The organism is Psychroserpens mesophilus (assembly GCF_050617655.1).
GTDB lineage: Bacteria > Bacteroidota > Bacteroidia > Flavobacteriales > Flavobacteriaceae > Psychroserpens > Psychroserpens mesophilus_A.
Genome location: NZ_JBODQC010000011.1, coordinates 1 through 19524, shown reverse-complemented (window position 1 = coordinate 19524; position 19524 = coordinate 1). Strand labels below are relative to the sequence as shown.

14 protein-coding genes are annotated in these 19524 nt (G+C 30.3%); 1 reads left to right on the top strand and 13 read right to left on the bottom strand.

The annotated features are described in order from the left end of the window. Positions 1 to 126: 126 nt before the first annotated feature. The 13 genes from ACRHNM_RS14600 to ACRHNM_RS14540 all read right to left on the bottom strand — a co-directional run bounded on the left by ACRHNM_RS14600 (position 127) and on the right by ACRHNM_RS14540 (position 17004). Positions 127 to 858 (bottom strand): SOS response-associated peptidase, encoded by a 732-nt coding sequence (locus ACRHNM_RS14600; RefSeq protein ID WP_431137393.1) that lies wholly within the window; start codon positions 856 to 858, stop codon positions 127 to 129. Between the two features lie 31 nt (positions 859 to 889). Then, complete coding sequence (locus tag ACRHNM_RS14595; protein WP_431137392.1) at positions 890 to 2149, bottom strand: Y-family DNA polymerase; 1260 nt, start codon at positions 2147 to 2149, stop codon at positions 890 to 892. A 1-nt stretch (position 2150) separates the two neighbouring features. Continuing rightward, on the bottom strand, positions 2151 to 2600 hold the full coding sequence (locus ACRHNM_RS14590) for a LexA family protein (RefSeq protein WP_431137391.1): 450 nt from the start codon (positions 2598 to 2600) through the stop codon (positions 2151 to 2153). Positions 2601 to 2999: 399 nt separating this feature from the next. Then, positions 3000 to 3890 (bottom strand): hypothetical protein, encoded by an 891-nt coding sequence (locus ACRHNM_RS14585; protein WP_431137390.1) that lies wholly within the window; start codon positions 3888 to 3890, stop codon positions 3000 to 3002. Then, positions 3890 to 4729: a HipA family kinase gene (locus tag ACRHNM_RS14580; protein ID WP_431137389.1), complete on the bottom strand. Its 840-nt coding sequence runs from the start codon at positions 4727 to 4729 to the stop codon at positions 3890 to 3892. Before ACRHNM_RS14580 ends, ACRHNM_RS14585 begins: the two co-directional genes overlap by 1 nt. Before the next feature lie 98 nt (positions 4730 to 4827). Continuing rightward, positions 4828 to 6456 carry a type I restriction-modification system subunit M gene (locus ACRHNM_RS14575; RefSeq protein WP_431137388.1) on the bottom strand — a complete coding sequence of 543 codons (1629 nt, stop codon included), beginning with the start codon at positions 6454 to 6456 and terminating at the stop codon, positions 4828 to 4830. A 5-nt stretch (positions 6457 to 6461) separates the two neighbouring features. After that, a complete protein-coding gene (locus ACRHNM_RS14570; RefSeq protein WP_431137387.1) occupies positions 6462 to 7526 on the bottom strand; it encodes an AAA family ATPase in 1065 nt (354 codons plus the stop codon). Between the two features lie 3 nt (positions 7527 to 7529). Next, positions 7530 to 8717 carry a restriction endonuclease subunit S gene (locus tag ACRHNM_RS14565; protein WP_431137386.1) on the bottom strand — a complete coding sequence of 396 codons (1188 nt, stop codon included), beginning with the start codon at positions 8715 to 8717 and terminating at the stop codon, positions 7530 to 7532. Then, positions 8710 to 11700, bottom strand: coding sequence for a type I restriction endonuclease subunit R (locus ACRHNM_RS14560; protein ID WP_431137385.1), 2991 nt, complete (start codon positions 11698 to 11700; stop codon positions 8710 to 8712). The genes ACRHNM_RS14565 and ACRHNM_RS14560 overlap by 8 nt, the downstream gene beginning before the upstream one ends. Before the next feature lie 89 nt (positions 11701 to 11789). After that, on the bottom strand, positions 11790 to 14075 hold the full coding sequence (locus ACRHNM_RS14555) for a DUF3987 domain-containing protein (protein ID WP_431137384.1): 2286 nt from the start codon (positions 14073 to 14075) through the stop codon (positions 11790 to 11792). Positions 14076 to 14093: 18 nt separating this feature from the next. Continuing rightward, positions 14094 to 14387, bottom strand: a complete 294-nt coding sequence (locus tag ACRHNM_RS14550) for a helix-turn-helix domain-containing protein (protein ID WP_431137383.1) — start codon at positions 14385 to 14387, stop codon at positions 14094 to 14096. Between the two features lie 91 nt (positions 14388 to 14478). Then, a complete protein-coding gene (locus tag ACRHNM_RS14545; RefSeq protein WP_431137382.1) occupies positions 14479 to 15783 on the bottom strand; it encodes a hypothetical protein in 1305 nt (434 codons plus the stop codon). A gap of 3 nt (positions 15784 to 15786) precedes the next feature. Then, positions 15787 to 17004, bottom strand: coding sequence for a tyrosine-type recombinase/integrase (locus tag ACRHNM_RS14540; RefSeq protein WP_431137381.1), 1218 nt, complete (start codon positions 17002 to 17004; stop codon positions 15787 to 15789). An 884-nt stretch (positions 17005 to 17888) separates the two neighbouring features. Between ACRHNM_RS14540 and ACRHNM_RS14535 the strand changes: the two genes are divergently transcribed. Further along, positions 17889 to 19331: a TlpA family protein disulfide reductase gene (locus ACRHNM_RS14535; protein ID WP_431137380.1), complete on the top strand. Its 1443-nt coding sequence runs from the start codon at positions 17889 to 17891 to the stop codon at positions 19329 to 19331. Positions 19332 to 19524 lie beyond the last annotated feature (193 nt).

Here is a 19524-nt window from a genome sequence, read left to right as displayed (position 1 = left end):
ACAACACAATTGTTACTATTCATATTTGTTAACGAAATGAAACAAACAAAGACTTGAGGTAAGGAAAACTTGGACTTAACGATGGTTTTGTGCAGCTTGAATGAGATAACTAATAATTAAAACAATTTAGATTATTATACCTTCATATTTTACTTCATCGATAATTGATGCTGTATCTGAATTGATTCTTGGACTAAATAAATCACGACTTACTGTGTATGTATCTAATACCTCTTCATTAAAATTTAGATTAATTAATTCATTAATTCCGTTTTCGTTTAAATCATCTTTTAACCATTCTTGTTCAAAGTCCTTTTGAAGTATTACCGGTTGTCTATTCTTTTTATTGTGAATTTTTGCAAATAATGGTGATGCTTTTTTAGTAAGAATGGTAAAGGTAACAACATCGCCAATTATTGTATATAAACCTGCTAAAGACAATACATCATTGTTTTTATTTTTTATATGAAATGGAAATTTTTTTCCTTTGTATTCGTGAGGTTCAAAAAATCCTGTTACTGGAATTATACAACGTCTTGTTAAGGCTGAATTTTTGTATATAAAATGATTAAATAATTTTTCAGATTGAGCATTGAGACCTCCTCCATACCGAACAGCTTCTTTGTAATAATCGGTTAATTGTTCAGGTTTTTTATTGCCTGGAACTATACCCCATAATGCAGGCGCTAAAGCTGATGGACCTTCTTGTGGTATTATAAGCATATCAGGATGAGAAAAACCGTTTAAGTGGTATCTTGGAATATCATACACTTCTCTTGCGTCATCCTTTGTCAATGAAACATCATAGCGGTTTTCAAGCTCTATTACTTTTTTAGTTTGAGAAGTATGGAAACACATAAAGTTTTATTTAGGTTATTAAATATACTAATTAAACTCTTATGTCGATTATTTCATTAATATTGGTTGAATATCGTGGGGATAGGCGCTCTTGTTTCATCTTCCATTGTCTACCTAATGATTGACTACCAAACTTTATTTTATTGTTACCATAGGCTTTATTTAGCCTATCTACGATATGCATTATTGGTTGATGTTTTGGGTTTTCGGAAGTAAATAGTGTGAATTGTTTTTGATTACTTGGGGTTAAACCCATAACAATAACACCTGCTTTTTTATAATGAAAGCCTTCTCTATAAATTGCTTGTAAACCTGCTTCTGCATATTTAACTAAATCTATGCTCGAATTGGTTGGAAATTCTGTTTTTACAACTATGTTTCTACCATATTGAGGTAAATCTTTTCGGAAACCGTTGGTATGCAAAAATACCATAAGCATATTACATTGTGATTTTTGTTTACGCAATTTTTCTGCACAAGACACAGCAAACGTAGATACACGTTCTCTAATATCTTGATATGATGTTAGCATTCCATCAAATGAGCGTGTTGTTGCTATCATTTTCTTGTTTGCAGTAGTTTCTAAATCTAAAGTAGGTTTACCCTCTAAATCGTGCTTTAGACGTAAACCAACTACAGACATATTTTTACGCACCCAATCATCTGATAGTTGAGAAAATTGATAAGCATTATGAATATTGAGATTTTTAAGTCTTTGTGAGTGTTTTCTACCAATGCCCCAAACATCTTCGATTGGCAACCACTTTAAGGCTTTTATTCTCTTTTCTTCATTATCTATTACATAAACATTGTTTGTACGTTCCGGGAACTTCTTTGCTATTTTATTGGCTACTTTTGATAATGCTTTTGTTGGCGCAAAGCCAATACTAATTGGAATGCCTGTACCTTTTGTTACACGATTACGCATTGTTACTCCAATTTCCTGAAGGCTAAAAAGTTCAAAACCTATAAACTTTAAAAATGCTTCATCGATACTGTATATTTCAACTTCTGGTGTAAACTCTGAAAGTAGATTCATCACTCTACTACTCATATCGCCATATAAAGCGTAATTTGAAGAAAAAACGTTTACGTTTTGTTTTTCAAATGTTTTAGCATATTCAAATGCAGGTGCGCCCATTGGAATACCTAACGCTTTGGCCTCGTTGGATCTTGCAATAACACAACCATCGTTATTTGATAAAACCACTACAGGTTTACCATTTAATGATGGGTTAAAAACACGCTCACAGGAAGCGTAAAAGTTATTGCAATCAACGAGTGCGAACATATCATAGGTTTTTGATTACGTTAGTAACAATACCCCAAATGATAAAATCATTGTCTTTAGTGACTTGAATAGGTTTGTAATTTTGATTTTCTGCAATTAACCAAACACAGTCTTTTTCTATTCCAATGCGTTTAACAGTAAATTCACCATCAATAAAACAAACAGCAATTTTGTTATTTGTAGGTTCTAAACTTTTATCAATAATTAGTAAATCACCATCGTGAATACCTGCATCTATCATTGAATCGCCACGAACACGACCATAAAATGTTGTGCTTGGGTTTTTAATTAGATGTTTATTTAGGTCTATGTTTATGTCTAAAAAGTCATCTGCTGGGGATGGAAACCCTGCACTTATACCATTAGCCACAAAAGGCAATTTTAGATGTGTTGAAACATCTGCACCATAAAATTCTATTGCTCTTGTGTTATATAATTTTCTGACTTGCATATTGCAAAGTTATATAAAAAGGTTTTCGTTTTTTATATCAAAACTTTCAATTTATTAACGGAATTGAGCGTAAAGGCAGAGCGGATATTTTACATAATACCAGTTATAGCTACAAAATGCATTAACACTGCGATAGCAAACCTTTGAAAAGTGCCGTTTGCTACTATAACTTGTATTATGTAAACATAGCTTTGGGTAGTTTTTGGTCTGTGCGTTGGCAACAGCTTTTTACTTTTTTATTGTACCTATTTAATAAAATATAAAAGTTTAAATAAAACAAGTAATGTGCTGTGTGAGGGTTGGCAACCAAAAACTACAAGCGCGTTGGCGAGCGGAACAAAACAAAAGACAGAGGGTTTTTGTTTTTCACAAAAAACTGGGTTTTGTTTTGTGGGGAATTTATTGGCTTACCCTTTCAATAAAATCAGAGAATTTAATTATTGATTCAGAATTTTTAATACTAGCAGTTACAGATGGTAAAAAATTTGTATCGATTATAGAATATGGATAATCATCTTCTTTTTGTTCCATTAAAATTTCATACAACTTATGGTACGATGATTTAGAACCTTTATAAGGGTCGATTACAAGATAATGATTAGCGTTATCTTCATCAAGAGAATATTCTTTACTAAATAAATCAAGACGGTAATTCAAACTCTCTAAATCTGAAATTTCACGCCTAATTATATCTATTGGTTTTTCTGAATTTAAATCTATTGACTTGACAGAGTAAACACTCCCATTAACACCAATTCCATCTAAAGTATAATCGAAAAAAAGGTTGGGTATCTGTTCTTTTTTTACTTTGTAATTTAAATCAATTACATCTTTTAATGGTTCAAAAAACACCTTTTTTATAGTTCTATTGAAAGCCTTATCAACTATCTGCTTTTTTTGAGGTTTAAGATTAAGTTCTATATATTTTTTGAAAAAATCATTGAAGTTAGATGAATTTATAGACATATGTAAAACAGAAGGATTATCAAATTGGATAAAACCATTGTTATAGATTGACAACCTGTTTAAATATTCTAAATTAACAGAAACATCCTTAGAAAATAAGGAAACTTCCTCTTTCAATTGAAAATCAATAAAATCTGAAATTTTCTTAATAGTATAATCTAATAATTTACTATTCGAGTTATTGATTTTATGAGATAAAGCAATTTTTTCTTTTGAAAACTTATAATATACTTCATTACCAGATATCAATATCATACCGATAGCAAGGTTCTCCCTACTCAATGGGTTGTTTACAAAACGAATTATACTGTAGTATGATTTCATTATTTATAATTAAAGTATATTCTTGATACCTCTTTGTTTCTATCTTGATTTGACAAAATTTCTTTTATCTTTTTTTTGCCCTTTTTACTTAAACCAAATGAATTTGGAACTTGCTCAAACACAAAATCAATATTATCTAAAATATCATTAAAACTTTCAAATATAACATTGTGAAAGTTACTGATAATTTTTGAGTCTGCAAAGTTAAGAATACTTTTTGACATAGGTGTTTTTAGGATACTTTTAGGATTAGGATTAGACATTAATGATAGACGTAAAGCTTTATATTGGCTTTGATAACCATAAAGATATGTGTGGTCAATAGGCAAAAATTTAAATCTACCATCAGCAGTTTCATCTATCAAAATATTTGGATTACTTCCTCTTCTATCCATATTACCAATCCAATAATCAAAAACACCAATTTTTATAAAGTCCAAAGGATTCACATACTTATTATAATCAAACTTATTTTTAAGTGTTGTATTATACAATTCCACCTCTGTGGTTGTTAATTGATATAAAGAACCAAAAAATAACATATCGTCAAACTGAAAATTGTTATACCTGTTATCATACTTCTTATCAGTAATTTTAAAAGTTTCAAAAACTTCCTGTGGAATTTTAATAAGACAAGATTTTATGGTATTTACTTGCATTAATTCCAAAAAATAAACACCTAAAATTTCATTTATTAAATCTTCAAATGGTGGATGTGATTTGAAAATTGACTTGGCTATATACATTTCGCCATCATCACATAAAACAAGGAAAGGAACACTATTAGTGCCTTTTTGCTCTAATATTTGAATTGCTGTTATGTATTTAAGTTCTTCCAATAAATAATATCACCAAATAATTTGTTTGAACACTAATAGTAAAGTAAATAATGTGTTTAAAAATACTTATTAACTTATAGTCATTAATTTTCACGTCTTTAAATACCATCCAAACCTAATTCCTTTAAATAGGAATTATGCTCTTCTCTACTTACTTTTATTCTTTTCTCTACATCAACAAGCTTACTATTAACTTCTTTTAAGTTGATAATTGGTTCTGGTTTTGCTGTACTAACGTATCTTGAAATATTAAGATTAAAATCGTTTTTCACGATTTCTTCCATTGATACGCTACGTGCATATCTTTCTTCTATTTCTGGTCTGTTTTGGTAAGTATCAACAATTCTCTTTATATCTTTTTTTCGTAAAAAGTTTTGACGTTTTTCTTTTGCAAAATTCTCATCGCCACTAGCATTTATAAATAACACATCATCTTCTTTTTTACATTTTTTCAATACTAAAATACATACTGGAATACCTGTTGAAAAGAATAAATTTGAAGGCAAACCAATTACTGTATCGATATTACCATCTTTCAATAATTTTGTACGAATACGTTGTTCTGCACCACCTCTAAATAACACACCGTGTGGTAATATAATAGCCATTGTACCTTCATCGCTTAAAAAGTGAAAACCGTGTAATAGGAAAGCAAAATCTGCTGCCGATTTAGGTGCTAAACCATAGTTTTTAAATCTAAAATCTTCTGCTGTGGTTTCACTTGGATTCCAACGTAAACTAAATGGTGGATTTGCTACAATAGCATCAAACTCTACTTTTTTAGCAGGGTTCATTTCATTTAAAATATCCCAATCATTTTTTAAGGTATCACCGTGAAATATTTCAAACTCAGAATCCTTAACACCGTGCAACAGCATATTCATACGTGCTAAGTTGTAAGTGGTTATATTCTTTTCTTGACCATATATTCTACTTATTGTACCACCACCTTCTTGTTTTTCTATTTTATTCTTTACGTTTAATAGCAATGACCCAGAACCACAAGCAAAATCTAATACCTTATTGATTTTTTTCTTTTTACCTGCTTTTGGGTTTTGACTATCTAAGCTTACTATTTCTGAAAGTACGGTAGATAATTCTTGTGGGGTATAAAATTCTCCTGCCTTTTTACCAGAACCTGCCGCAAACTGACCAATTAAGTACTCGTAAGCATTACCTAAACTATCGGTATCTGTATCGAAACCTTCAATGCCTTCTGCGATTTTTTGAATAATGGTACATAGCTTTTTATTACGTGCCTCATAGTTTTTACCTAACTTTTCAGAATCTAAATTGATTTCTGAGAATAACCCTTTAAAAGAATTATCAAACGATTCGTTTTCTATGTATTTAAACCCTTTTTGTAAGGTTAATAGTAGTTCGCTATTCTGTGTTCTTGCTAATTCTGCAATGCTATTCCATAAATATGCTGGCTCAATAACGTAGTGTACTTTTCTACGCATTTGCTTTTCAAAGTCTACAATAAACTCTGGATTGTCTTGATACCAAACCGATAACGGTGTACGACTATCTTCTTCATCTAACTTTGGATAATCAGAACCTAATTCTTTTTTAACTGATGTTTCGTAGTTGTCTGATAAATAACGTAAAAAGAGAAATGACAACATATAATCACGGAAATCATCCGCATTCATTGCCCCTCTTAAACTATCTGCTATTTTCCAAAGGGTTTTTCCTAATTCGTCTTGTTTTTGTTTTGCTGTCATAATGACTAAAATCTAAAATTGTATTTTATTAAAAGTTTATCAAATATCTCTTTAAAGTCTTTTTCTTCGTTTTCATTCATCTTGCTAATTTGCGGTACAAAAACTTTTTTGTGAGACATTGAGTTTAACATATATATTTTTTCCTCTGGATTATCTACCTTAATTTCTTCAAGCACAAACCTTAATTGACTCTTACCTAAAAATGAAGCAATGTATTCTATTAATTGTCTCAACAATACGAAGTGATATGTATATAATTGAGAATTATTCGCTTCATCTAAGGTCTTGAATAAATGCAAATGATATAAAAAGACTTCTTTTTCAAATGGTTTTAATTCCAATTCATTGTTGTCTTTTTTAAGCATAAAAAACTTTGAGTTGTTTTTATATCTTCCACTTTTCTCACCGTATTTAAAACGGTCATATAAAACACTGAATAAACCTATATGATGAGTTGTAATTATTATATCTCTATCTGTCTCAAAATTTTCTTCTACTATATCTACTAATGTATCTGCGGTTAAGAAAATATTGTTATCATCTAAACTAGAGATGGGGTCATCAATAAAAAAGTGAGCATCTTGTTGGTCTGCCCAACCATCATTTTTGAATAGGGTAAGAAAAAAACTCCAAACAAATATGCGAGTTTCACCACTAGATATTTTGATATTTTCTTTAGGCGTATCTTCTTTAAAAAAACGCACAGCATCAACACCTATTTCTTCATTAGCATTTCTAATTAATTCAAATTTATATGTTGGATTATATCTTAAAAGTTGCTCTTCAATTAAGTCATCTGTTAACTGATTATATAAAACATTAAGACTACTTTGTTTTATTTCCAACTTAACACCTACATTATCATTAGGTTCATCGTTATCCCAATTAAAAAGGTCTTCACTGTAGGCATTATAATAAACACCTGCGTGATTACCATCATTTTCTACTTTGGTTAAATCTTTGTAGGCAACTGATAACCTAGTTTTACCTGTGCCGTTGAATGCATATACACACCTCACATATTCCCCAACGTTTTTTAATTCTTCTGCTATTTCTGATATAGTGCTCATAAATTACAAAGTATTAATGTTTGGAAACAATTGTTGCAACAAGCCTTTTTTATGAGCTTGCAAATCTTCTATTTTTTGAGTTTGGGCTTCTATTAATGTACTTGCGGAAGTAAGTGTATTTGCAATCTTATCTTGTTCTTTAGGGTTTGTAGGTTTTAAAATTGGACAATTCAACACATCAACTTTTCTTAAGTTTGTCTGTTTATTACCATCATCAAAACGTAAGAAATACTTATTTCTATTAAGTTGATAAAATAGAAAAATATTATTGATATTGGTTGATGTTATTTTACAAATACGCTGATTTACCGTATAAGTATCATTTTTATCCACGTAAAAACATTTCGCCAATGCTTTACCATTTGGTATATCACTTAACACCATTAAAACATCTCCTACTGTAGTTTCTAAGTTTACAGAATCACTAAACTTTACAACTTCTCCTTCAGTTGAAATGAATTTAGAGTTGACTACTTTATATTTTCCTGTTTTAGAAATCTCTTTTTCGTGAGCTTTCCCATTTTCATAGTCGGCAACCGCATCTAAAGTGGTTTCTTTCCAATCTCCATCGTTTTTAAACTCTGGAAAGCGGTATTTAGGTTGTGTTTCGCCTTCTTGTGGAAATAACTGTTGTAACAAGCCTTTTTTATGATCTTTTAACAACTCTAGTTTTTCGGTTTCTGCATTAATGACTTCATCTAAAGAAGATAAACAATCGGCTATTTTTTTTTGTTCCGTTGTTTCTTTAGGTAATGGAATACGAAGTTTCGAATAAACAGAAATCCAATGTCGTTTATGTACACCAACTTCAAAATTCAAATTTTGAATAGATTCAAATACAAACTTTATGTTGGAATCATTTTTTGGTATTAAAATCTTCATTGCTGAAGATTTTGTTTTAAAAGGAAAATCAACAAACTGAGTTCCTGTCGTGAAATCATCAAATATTATTACTGGAAGATTTTTATCAAAAACACCTTCCTCTTCCTTAGTATAACCAAGTATGAAAGTTTTACCAGCTGTTAAAACAGGTGTTTTGTAACTGTCATTATAATCTGTGCTTTTTACCAAATAGGGCGTTGGTTGAAGATAGCCTAAACAATTTGCCAATTCATCCATTTTCCATTCTCCATCATTAATAAACTCAGGAAAGCGTAATTCAGGCACTATATTTTTTTCTTTATTATTCATAAGCATTTAATCCCGCTATTTCACGCCCTTGGGCTAGTTTGTTTAATAATGGTACTAGGTCTTCCATTAGAGCTAATTCTTTAATTCTTCGGTCTTTCCACCCTAATTCTAAAGGCTCTAATAAGTCGGTTAACTTTTCGCCATCAAAGAGCATACGGTTCATAATTTCGGCAATAAAGGCTTTTAGGCTATCGGTTGTAATACCGTGCTTTTCAGAAATTGTTAGTAGTTCTTTTTCTGCTTTTTCGTCTTTGTATTTTTGATAACCTTGTCGTATGTCTTTTTCGGTTAAACCATTACCTACTTCTAGCGTGTTAATGTATTCAATAATATCGTCACGTTCTTCAATTAAATTGGCACTAGAGCTTAATAGATTAATTAGCTGCTGGCGTGTCATTTTTTGTTTAGACGGTTTGTCTTGGGTGTATTTGGCAATTAAACTAATGATATAATCGTAATCAATTACCGCAGAAGAAAACAATACAAATTCAAAATCTAGTTGCTCTACTTCTGGTGGTACGTTATCACCGCCTTTATCTTGTTGTGCTTTTAAGCGTTTAGCCGTATCTAAATACACCGATTTAAAGGAACGTAAATCATCAATTGGCAATAATGCTTCTATAGCTTCTGTTTGTTGTTCTTCTAAGTCTGTGTATTGGTCTAATTGTGTTTTTAAGCGTTGTACCTCTTTAAAGGTGTTGATAAACTCTGCACGTGCTTCATCACCACGTAAATTACTAACTTCTGAAGGTGTACAGTCTAAACCTTTTGATTGCATAAACTCGTTTAAGTTCTGTACTGCCTTTTCGTATTTTTCAATTACCTTTGGTGCAGCATCCACTAACCAGATTTCTTTAGGGTTGTCTACCTTTTCGCCAGAGAATAATACCATTGCTTTATCTACACTTTCTTCTTGATGTCTAAAGTCTAAGATATTCCCATAAGGCTTGGTATCGTTAATTACTCTGTTTGTACGTGAAAAGGCTTGTATTAAACCGTGGTACTTTAAGTTTTTATCTACATACAAGGTATTTAGATATTTAGAATCGAAGCCAGTTAAGAGCATATCTACTACTATCATAACATCAATTTTGTTTTGATGTGGATAGTCTTTGTTGCTATACTTTTGGTCTTTTATGCGCTGTTGCACATCTTGATAATATAAATCGAACTCTGTTATGGTATGATTTGTACCGTATTGCGTATTGTAATCTGAAATGATTTCAGTTAAGGCTTCTTTCTTTTTATTCGGTTCTACCTCATTATCTTTCTTTTCTTGCTCTAAATCTTCTTGTAGCTGTTTAATATCTTTATTACCCTCGGCAGGTGGCGAAAATACACAAGCAATATTTAAAGGTTTATAGTCTTCATTTTCTGCAATTAATTGAGCCTGTAATTCTTTAAATATAGTATAGTACTGAATAGCATCGTTAATTGAAGCTGTAGCTAAAACACTATTGAATCTTCTATCGTTTGTAGCCTTATCGTGTTTATTGATTACTGCGTTGGCTACTGCTAATTTATGTACATCGCTACCAATATTTACATCGCCATCAGGTTTAAAATAATCGATATGAAAACGTAATACATTTTTATCTTCTATAGCGTGCGTGATGGTGTAAGAATGTAACTCTTGCTGAAACACATCTGTAGTTGTTTTATAAGATGCTTCGTTACCTTCAATAGTTTTATAAGTAGCATTGTCTTCAAAAATTGGTGTTCCTGTAAAGCCAAACAACTGTGCTTTTGGAAAAAATTCTTTAATAGCATCGTGATTATCTCCAAATTGTGAACGGTGACATTCATCGAAAATAAAGACTACTCTTTTATTTCTTAGCGGTGCTAATCTATCGTAATAGGTTTCTTTTTTTTCTTCTCTTTGCTGTACGTTACGCTTACTATTTTGATTGAGTGCTAAACCTAATTTTTGAATCGTTGTTACAATTACTTTATCGGCATAATCGGTTGACAACATACGACGTACCAATGTTTCGGTATTCGTATTTTCTTCAACACTGCCTTCTTGAAATTTATTAAACTCTTCTCGTGTTTGTCTATCTAAGTCCTTTCTATCAACTACAAATAAACATTTTTCGATATTTGGGTTTTCTTTTAAAAGTGTAGATGCCTTAAAAGATGTTAATGTTTTACCACTACCCGTAGTATGCCATATATAGCCATTTCCTCTATTTTGGTCTATACAATCTACTATTGCTTTAACCGCATAGATTTGATAAGGTCGCATTACCAGCATTTTTTGTTCACTAGCAACTAATACCATATAGCGGCTAATCATTTGACCAAGGGTACACTTTGATAAAAACTTATCTGTAAAATCGTCTAAATGACTTATTTTTTTATTGTCTTCGCTCGCTAATTCATAAACAGGTAAAAATTGTTCATCTGCATTAAAAGCAAAATGTTGATTGTTATTATTCGCAAAATAAAACGTTCTTGTTTTATTGCTCACAATAAACAATTGCATAAAACACATTAATGAATTGGTGTAACCATTACCAGGATCGGTTTTATACTCAACGATTTGTTGCATTGCACGATTAGGACTAATCTGCAAGGTTTTTAATTCTATTTGAACAACAGGAACACCATTAATTAATAATATAACATCGTAACGATGGTTACTGTTATCTGTGTTTATTCTGAGTTGATTAATAACTTCAAAGTCATTTTTGCACCAATCTTTAATATTTACAAGCGTATAGTGTAACGGTGTACCATCTTCTCTTGAAAATGTGTTGGTATTTCTTAAATAGTTTGAAGCCTTGAAAACATCAGGGTTTACTATTTCTTCTCTAAGTTTTTTAAATTCGGAATCTGTTAAATTTACTCTATTTAACTTTTCAAACTTTTCTCTGAAGTTTTGTTCTAATGTATTTTTATCACGAATATCAGGACGATAAGTGTATTTTAAATCGCTTAATCGACTAATTAATTCATTTTCTATTTGTTGCTCCTTGGTCATTGGTTATAGACTGCTTTTTTAAAATGTTAAAAATATAAATCTTTTAAAGATAAACCACAAGGGAAATGAGGAAAGTGAGGAAAATAATACTAAACCTCCTCACTACCCTCATTTTCCTCACTTTCTTCTTTTGATGGGTTGTAGTAATTACCTTGAGATTCTCTTAATAAAAACTTTGTTTTACAAAGATTAGTGATATAACGCTCTGCTGTTTTTTGGGTGATATTTAATTTAGATGCATAGCTGATATAATCTTGTGTAGAAAAACGTAATGGTAGACTATCTATAAACTGTTCTTTTTTATTCTTGTAGTTTATAGCAGTTTTATCAACCGGCAAACTAGAATACACTTTACTACTGTGTTTTATTAAGGCTTTTACTATTGTTAATGTGGATTGAAAATCTTCATCAGAACAGTGTAAAGGATTTGAAACATCGCCTGTTTCTAATACCCTTAAAACAGTTAAAATCATACTGATTCTAAACGCTATTATGCCCATTCTTTTGATTGAAGAATTGTATTCTAAAGGGTTTACGTTTAAATAGTATAAATTAATTTTTGAAAAAAATTGATGAAATACTTCTTGCTGTTCTTCTGTATATGAAAACTGAATTCCAGTATTTGTTATTAGCTGTCTGTATAACTCATAAAATTCATTACCCAATTGGTCGTAATACTCATTTAAGCCTTTCTTGGTGTTAATAGCAAAAACATTTTTCCAAGTCGTACTTGTTGGCATTTGATAAAACATAAAACGACTAAATAAACCATTTTCAGCATTTGGCATTAACGCTAAAACTTGTTTTGGTGTTCCTGTTAAGGCACAAGACAAACAAGGCTCTTCAATCTCTACATATTCTCTATCTGTTCTTCGATAATATTTTATAGTTTCGTGATGAAAGGCGTTTCTAAAACCATCGGAATAATCGCCATAATCAGTTTTAAAGTTTTTTGCTAATGTATCTGCTTCGGTTTCAAAAATTAACCCTCTACCCTTGCTATCTGATAATAATTGAAACATACCTGTTGAACTGTTATTAGCTGGAATAAACAACATTCTTTTAGGTGGTTTTTGAGGTTTCTTTAAATTTTCATCCTTTCCTTTGTTCTTATTGTATATTGCTAATTCCTTGTCGTATTCTTCTTCCATTAGTTTAGCTTCTTCACGCATTGTTTTGTGAATTTTATAAACCAATCTTTTACAAAATTTTAGTTTACCCTTTCCTGAAGCTGCTGCCGCTGTTATGAATAAATATAAATTAGAATACACTTTATCGCCATCATAGATACCGTATATTTTAGGCAAACAAGCACTTATAGCTGTTATAGCACCTAATATCATTATGTCCTTTTCCTGGTCTGTTTTAGTATATTTAACTACTTGTTGAAGGAACTGCGGAAGTTGAGGAATTAAGGAAGTTGAGAACGTTGGACTATCTGAATAATCTTCTGAATTGGATTCTTCTTTTTGTATTAACACTTCTTCTTCAATAGGTTCTTTATATGGTTTGATATTATTTTGGTGAGCTATATAGTAAAATGTAGAAATATTGATTCCTGTGCCTTTCGCTTTTAGACAGTTGGTGTATTGTTTATTGCATTCTTGATAGTTGTAGTTTATATAAAATCTGCTTATTCTGTGATAGTAATCTCTTCCTGTTTCTCCATATTCTTCTGAAATTGCAAAACCTAAATTTCGCCACGTTTCATAATGTCCTGTAATATCGGTTGCTGTTTTTTCTATTTCGGATATATAGGCATCTATGTCATCACTTATTGAATTATTCTGTTTTATTGGAATTGGTTTTTCTTCTTCTATTTTTATATTGACTTCAAAAGTATCTGCATTTGAATTGATAAAACAATCTGCATCATAAGACATAAAACATAAGCGACAAATATCACTTCCAGAGGTGTCAATATCTATATTTAAAGCTTGTTCATAATAGTCAACTACTTGTTTATAGGCTTCTTTGTGATGCTCTTTAGTAGCATTAACTTTTACAATGATTTTTAAACCTTTACCACTAGGACTAATAAATGTCGCATAGGTGTAAGGTGCTAAACGTGTGATTTGTTTAACCTCTTTTAATTGAGATTCTGAAAGTTTATCAATATCCAAAATTACATATTGGCTGTAAGTATCAATTTTATCAATACTTCTCCCATTGCTAAAAGTACCTGATACTGTAAACGCTTGTAATTGCTTTTTTAATTGTTCAGCTTCCTTTTTATTGTCATTAGATAGTAGGTTTCTTATATCGCTTATTTTGGCTTTATAAGTACCTGATTTAATATCATTAAGGATTTTTTCTAAAGGCTTATCCTCAACCTTATAAATGAAGTCGTTAAATACTGATACGGCAACTTGCATAACTTTAAGATTTAAGGATTAGTAATTATTTCTTTTTGTTGTGAATGCTTTACGATAGTTATTGTCTAATAGCTTTTGCACGTCACTCATACGATAATAGATTTTAGAGCCTATTTGTGAAAATGAAATAACACCTTCATCACGCCAAGTTTGCGCTGTTCGTTTGCTAATATTCATTAGCTGAAGAAATTCTTGATTGTCTAAAAAGGTGTCTTGAGGTGTCTTTTGTTTTTCCTCTAATTGCTTGTTTAAATCGTCTAAACGATTAACTAACTCTTTGTACTGTTGGGTGCTTAAAATGATTGCTTCCATTACGATATATTTTTAAAATTATACCGCAAGAATGCAATAGTGATAGGGTGCTAAAAACACACCCTTATAATACCCTTATAAGAGGTGTATTTTAATGTATTGGATTGTTATTAATGTACTGTAATGCTTCCTTTTTATAATTCTCTGATGTCGTAGATGCATCCAACTCCGACCTTAATTCTAAATTTATTTTATCTGCAAAAACATTGCATAAGGTTGATAAACCAATATTAGGAATTATCATCTTTTCTCTTAATGCTTCAATCACTCCTCTCAATGCACCTTTTTTCCTCGGTGTTAAAATGCTTGTTCCATTTAATGTTATGCTTAAATCTTCAAGCAACCGTACAATGTAGTCTTGTTTGTTAGCTTGTGGAATAAGAGAATTGAAATCTTCTTTTAGTACTTTTACTGGCTTTTTAGTTGTAGATGTGATACCACTTTTAAAATCGTTTAATGCATTTATTGTAGCGTCTTTAAATAAGTGAAAATGGTTCGCGTAATGCCTCCAAACGTGCATTGCATATTTATCATCGTGTTCATTTTCTTTGTATTCCATTTTATTTGGATGCCAATATGTAGCTTGGTAAATTCTTTTAAATGTTTCGGCTCTTTTTGTTGGGGTGTGTGTCTTAAATTGGTTTACTGATAGTGTTAGGTATTTATTAATTTCAAAGTCATTTAAAGGCTTTATTCTTTCGTATATAGCGTTTAAAAATACATTGTATAAATCCCCAGAGATAAATGTATCAAAATAGGTTGGGTCAAAAGTATAGGTCTGCCAGAGTTCATCAATTTTAGTTTTATACTCAACTGCTTCAATTGCTAGACGTTTTTCTAATTCTTCTACTAATAATAAATCTTTGAAGTCGTCTTTTTGGTAGTTAGAGTAGTCAATTTGAATAGGTTGAACCTCTATTTTTTCTTTTGGTTTTTCGAAATGTTCTTTTAGATATTCACATATTGATTTAAAATGACTTAAATTTTCAAAGCCTTTTATTTCGTGCTGAAAAAACCCATCGTGATACTCAATCATTAAATTATTTAAGTAGATAACTTTTAACTTTTTTGGGTCTGCTACTTTAGAAAATCCACCTACATTGAATATAGTTAGTTTATTGTCTATCTCTTTTATAAAATGCTGCACTTTTAGTTTATCCTCATCACTTAAATACAAGTATTCCAAATTATGGTCAAATTGATTAATAGCATCTTTTATGTCGTCGTCTTTTACTTCAAACATAAAATCCAAAGATTTCATTTCAAATGCTGAATAAATTTCTCTTAACAGCAGATCTCTAGAACTATCTGTTGAGTTCGTTTCTATGTATTGAACAATTTCAAAAAATGACATTTCATTTTTTAAAATAGAATCTATCAGTTCTTTAACTTTCATACTTTAATTGATGTATTTATCTACTGCGTTATCTAATTCACTACTTATAATTTTTGCATACACTTGTGTAATACCAATATCTGAATGGTCCATCAATTTAGAAACGTGTTCTATACGCATACCATTGTTTAATGCCCTTGTAGCAAATGTATGTCGGCTTATATGAAAGGATAAATTGAAAGGCAATTCTAATTCTTCTCCCATTCTGCTTAAATACATATTACTCAATGAAATTGCTCTATTGGTTATTAAACTTCTGTGTTCCCTATCTTTAAAATATAACTCGTCAACTTTAGCAAATGGAAAAATTATATCATTTTGCTTTTGGTCTACGGTTCTGTATTTTTCTAAAATATCAACTGCTTTTTGACCTATTCTAATACTATGCTGTCTTTTCGTTTTTCTTATCGTCTTTGTAATTCTGTGATTTTTGCTATCGTAATGCTTCCATTGTAATTCGATAACATCGCCAAAACGTAGCCCTCCAGAAAAAACAGAAAAGATAAACATATCCTTAATAACCTGTGCTTTGTGCTGTTGCGGAACCTCTAAATTGATAAAGGCTTCAAATTGTTCTTCGTTTAAATAACGCTTTGTAGTCTTGTTTTTCTTCACTTTAAACTTAGTAAATGGTACAAGCTCATTGGATATTAAATCTTCTTTCTTCGCTTCTCTAAACATTAGGTTTAGGATTCTAAACGCATAATTTATAGTCGTGTTATTGTTACCTAATTTAGAACTGCAATGTGATGCATAATCTTTTAAGGTAGTAGCTGTAATATCATCAAACATTATTTCACGATGCCCTATAAACCTTTCAAATTTTTCGATATTGTTTTTATAGCTTCTATAAGTGGATAGCGTAACAGTATCTTTTAGCTTCTCGCATCTATCATAAGCAAACTCAAAGAAGTTAATTAAAGGCTTACCTTTAATAGCTTCTTTTATTCTTCTTGCTGATGTAGATTGATTTCTTCTTTCAAGGTCTGCAATCTCTCCCTCTGCATCTGCTATCTTTCTGGATATGTATGCATTTAACCTTGTTGAAGTTTTGTGATTCTTCTTTACTTTTTGCTTATCTTCATCCCATTCATTAGGCTGTAATTTTACACTTAATGAAATGAATTTAGTTTTTCTGTTTTTGATTACTCGTAAATAAAGAGGTGCAAGTCCAGCTTTATCTATCTTGTTTGTTCTTAATACTACTTTAATTGAAGACATAAAACCCTGATTAATAGGCGGTGCAAAAGAGTGCAACGCAATACGAAGGTACAACAATAGGTACAACAAACCTAACTTTTAGTAGCATTTTATTGCATTATTTTGCATTGACTAAAAACATAAAACCCTTATAAATAAAGGGTTTAAAAGCAATTTGATAAAAATGAATAACAATACTATATAACAATGTATAACCGCAATTACGGCGGATTCGACTACGTCCGAATCCACTCGGAATTGCTAACGTCGGTGTTAAACCGAAAATCATTAACTTTAATCCCGTAACTGACGGTTATACGAGACCGTTAGTAACAATAGCTCCGAAAATCGTAACTCCTAACATAAAAAGTTTTTAAAATTTAAAATTATCGGATTTACTTACTCAAACTCGGAAATTTATTTTTCATCAAAAAGAAATTAATTATTCATCAATTACTTTTAATATTAATAATATTGGAATTTTACTCTTGCGGATTTTTGAGCTGGTTTGTGGAAAAAATTCTACATCAAAAAGTATTATGTAAATCAACTATTATCTTAAAATCAAATTAATCGGAATCCTACTCTTTCGGAATTTCTTACTCAAAGGATAAATGCTACAAAGAGTTTTATAAACACTTTTCGCTATCAATGGTAAAAGCAAAACTTGAGTTTAGCTTTTTTCTCTTTTTATTGTCCAATCTTTATCGCTTAGCTGATTCTGATCACTCAATCCTGTCGCTACAGTAACTAACAGCGTGTATAATTTATGCTTACATCATAACTTCATTGAAAAATTTATATCTTTAACTTTATGATTTGCAACGATGGAAAATCCTACGGATTCTCAATCGCACAAATCATACACAACACGTTAGCATACATTGAACGAAAAACTAGTCTACATGAAAAAAATATTTTATTTGTTAAGCATTATAATTCTATCCTCTTGTACGAAAGAAGAAAAAAAATATGCTGAAATCACTATAAATATAGACAACATAGAGTTTATTGAAGTTAGAAACCCTTTGGAGGATATTTATATTTGGGATATGAAAAATGATACTATTTATCCAAATAAAAAAAATAAATTCTTATTCAAAAAAGAAATTGAAAAGCCAGAAAATATAACCCTCGTAATAGGCAATGAAAGATTAAAATGTATTCTATTTCCAAATAGTAAAATTGAGCTTGCTTACATTGATTCAACTTTAGTTTTCAAAGGGAAAAATGAAATAGGAATGAATATGCTAAACGATTTCAAAAGGCCTTATTTCGATGTAAATGAGTCCCGTAAATATGAATTAGACACTACATCTTATCAGATTACGAAAAAAATAAAAACACATAAAGATAGAGAATTAAAAAGTTTGCAAAACCTTATTGATAATGCTCAAATTGAAAAAAGGTTTGCTATAATATTAAAAGATGAAATAAATTATTACTATGCATTAAAAACTCAACAGATAATTTTAGACAAGCAATACCAAAGTATACCCATTAAAGAAGATTTGATTAAACTATTAAATAAAACAATTGAAACGTACCCTTTAAATAATGACTATAAATCTAGCTCTTGGCTAGATTATGCTGATAATATTTTACTACAAAAACCTTTATATGAATTAATAGCTAATGCTTCAATTACTGAAGATTCTACTCAAAAATGGTATAAGAATGATAAATGGCATCAGTTTCAATATAGTTTAATAAATGAATACAAAAATCCAGTAATTACAGAAAAAATATCAGCTAATTATATTATCAATTCTTCCAAACAAAAAAATTTTGAAAAAAGTTTAGTAGGAGTTTTTAATGATTTTAAAAAAAAATATCCTAATAGTATTTACACAAGCTATCTAGAACCTGAAATTGAAATTATTGAAAAATATCATAAAAAAATATCAAGAGAAATGCCTAGTTCTGTTGAATTTATAGATGGAAAGAATATATCTACTATGGAGCAACTTCTAGAAAAACTTAATGGGGAAAAGTATTATGTAGATGTTTGGGCAACTTGGTGTGGACCTTGTAAGAGTGAATTTAAATTTAATAATGAATTAAATGTTGTTTTAAAATCTAACGGTTACAAAAAACTATATATCTCATTAGATAAAGCTGAACTTGAGGATAAATGGAAAGATAATATTAAATATTACGATTTAAATGGCTTACATATGTTAGCAAATTTAGACTTCTTTAAGCATTTTGCACAGAATCATTCAACTTATAAAGGGTACGTAAGCATACCTCAATATTTAATAATTGACGAAAATGGTAAAATCGTTACTAATAATGCGCCAAGACCAAGTAACTTGACAGATCTTAAAAAAATACTAACCGAATAAAAACGTATGCTAACACCGTGTATAATTCATTGCTAGTGATAGCTTACTTACGAAAGTCCTCGCGGACTTTCTATCTGTGAATTATTTGCTAACTTTAGTGCTGAAACACGCAACGAAATCATACACAAAACCGTTACCAAAAATACGTAGAAAACCAACTCTATTCAATAACTTAACGCAACAAATCAAGAGG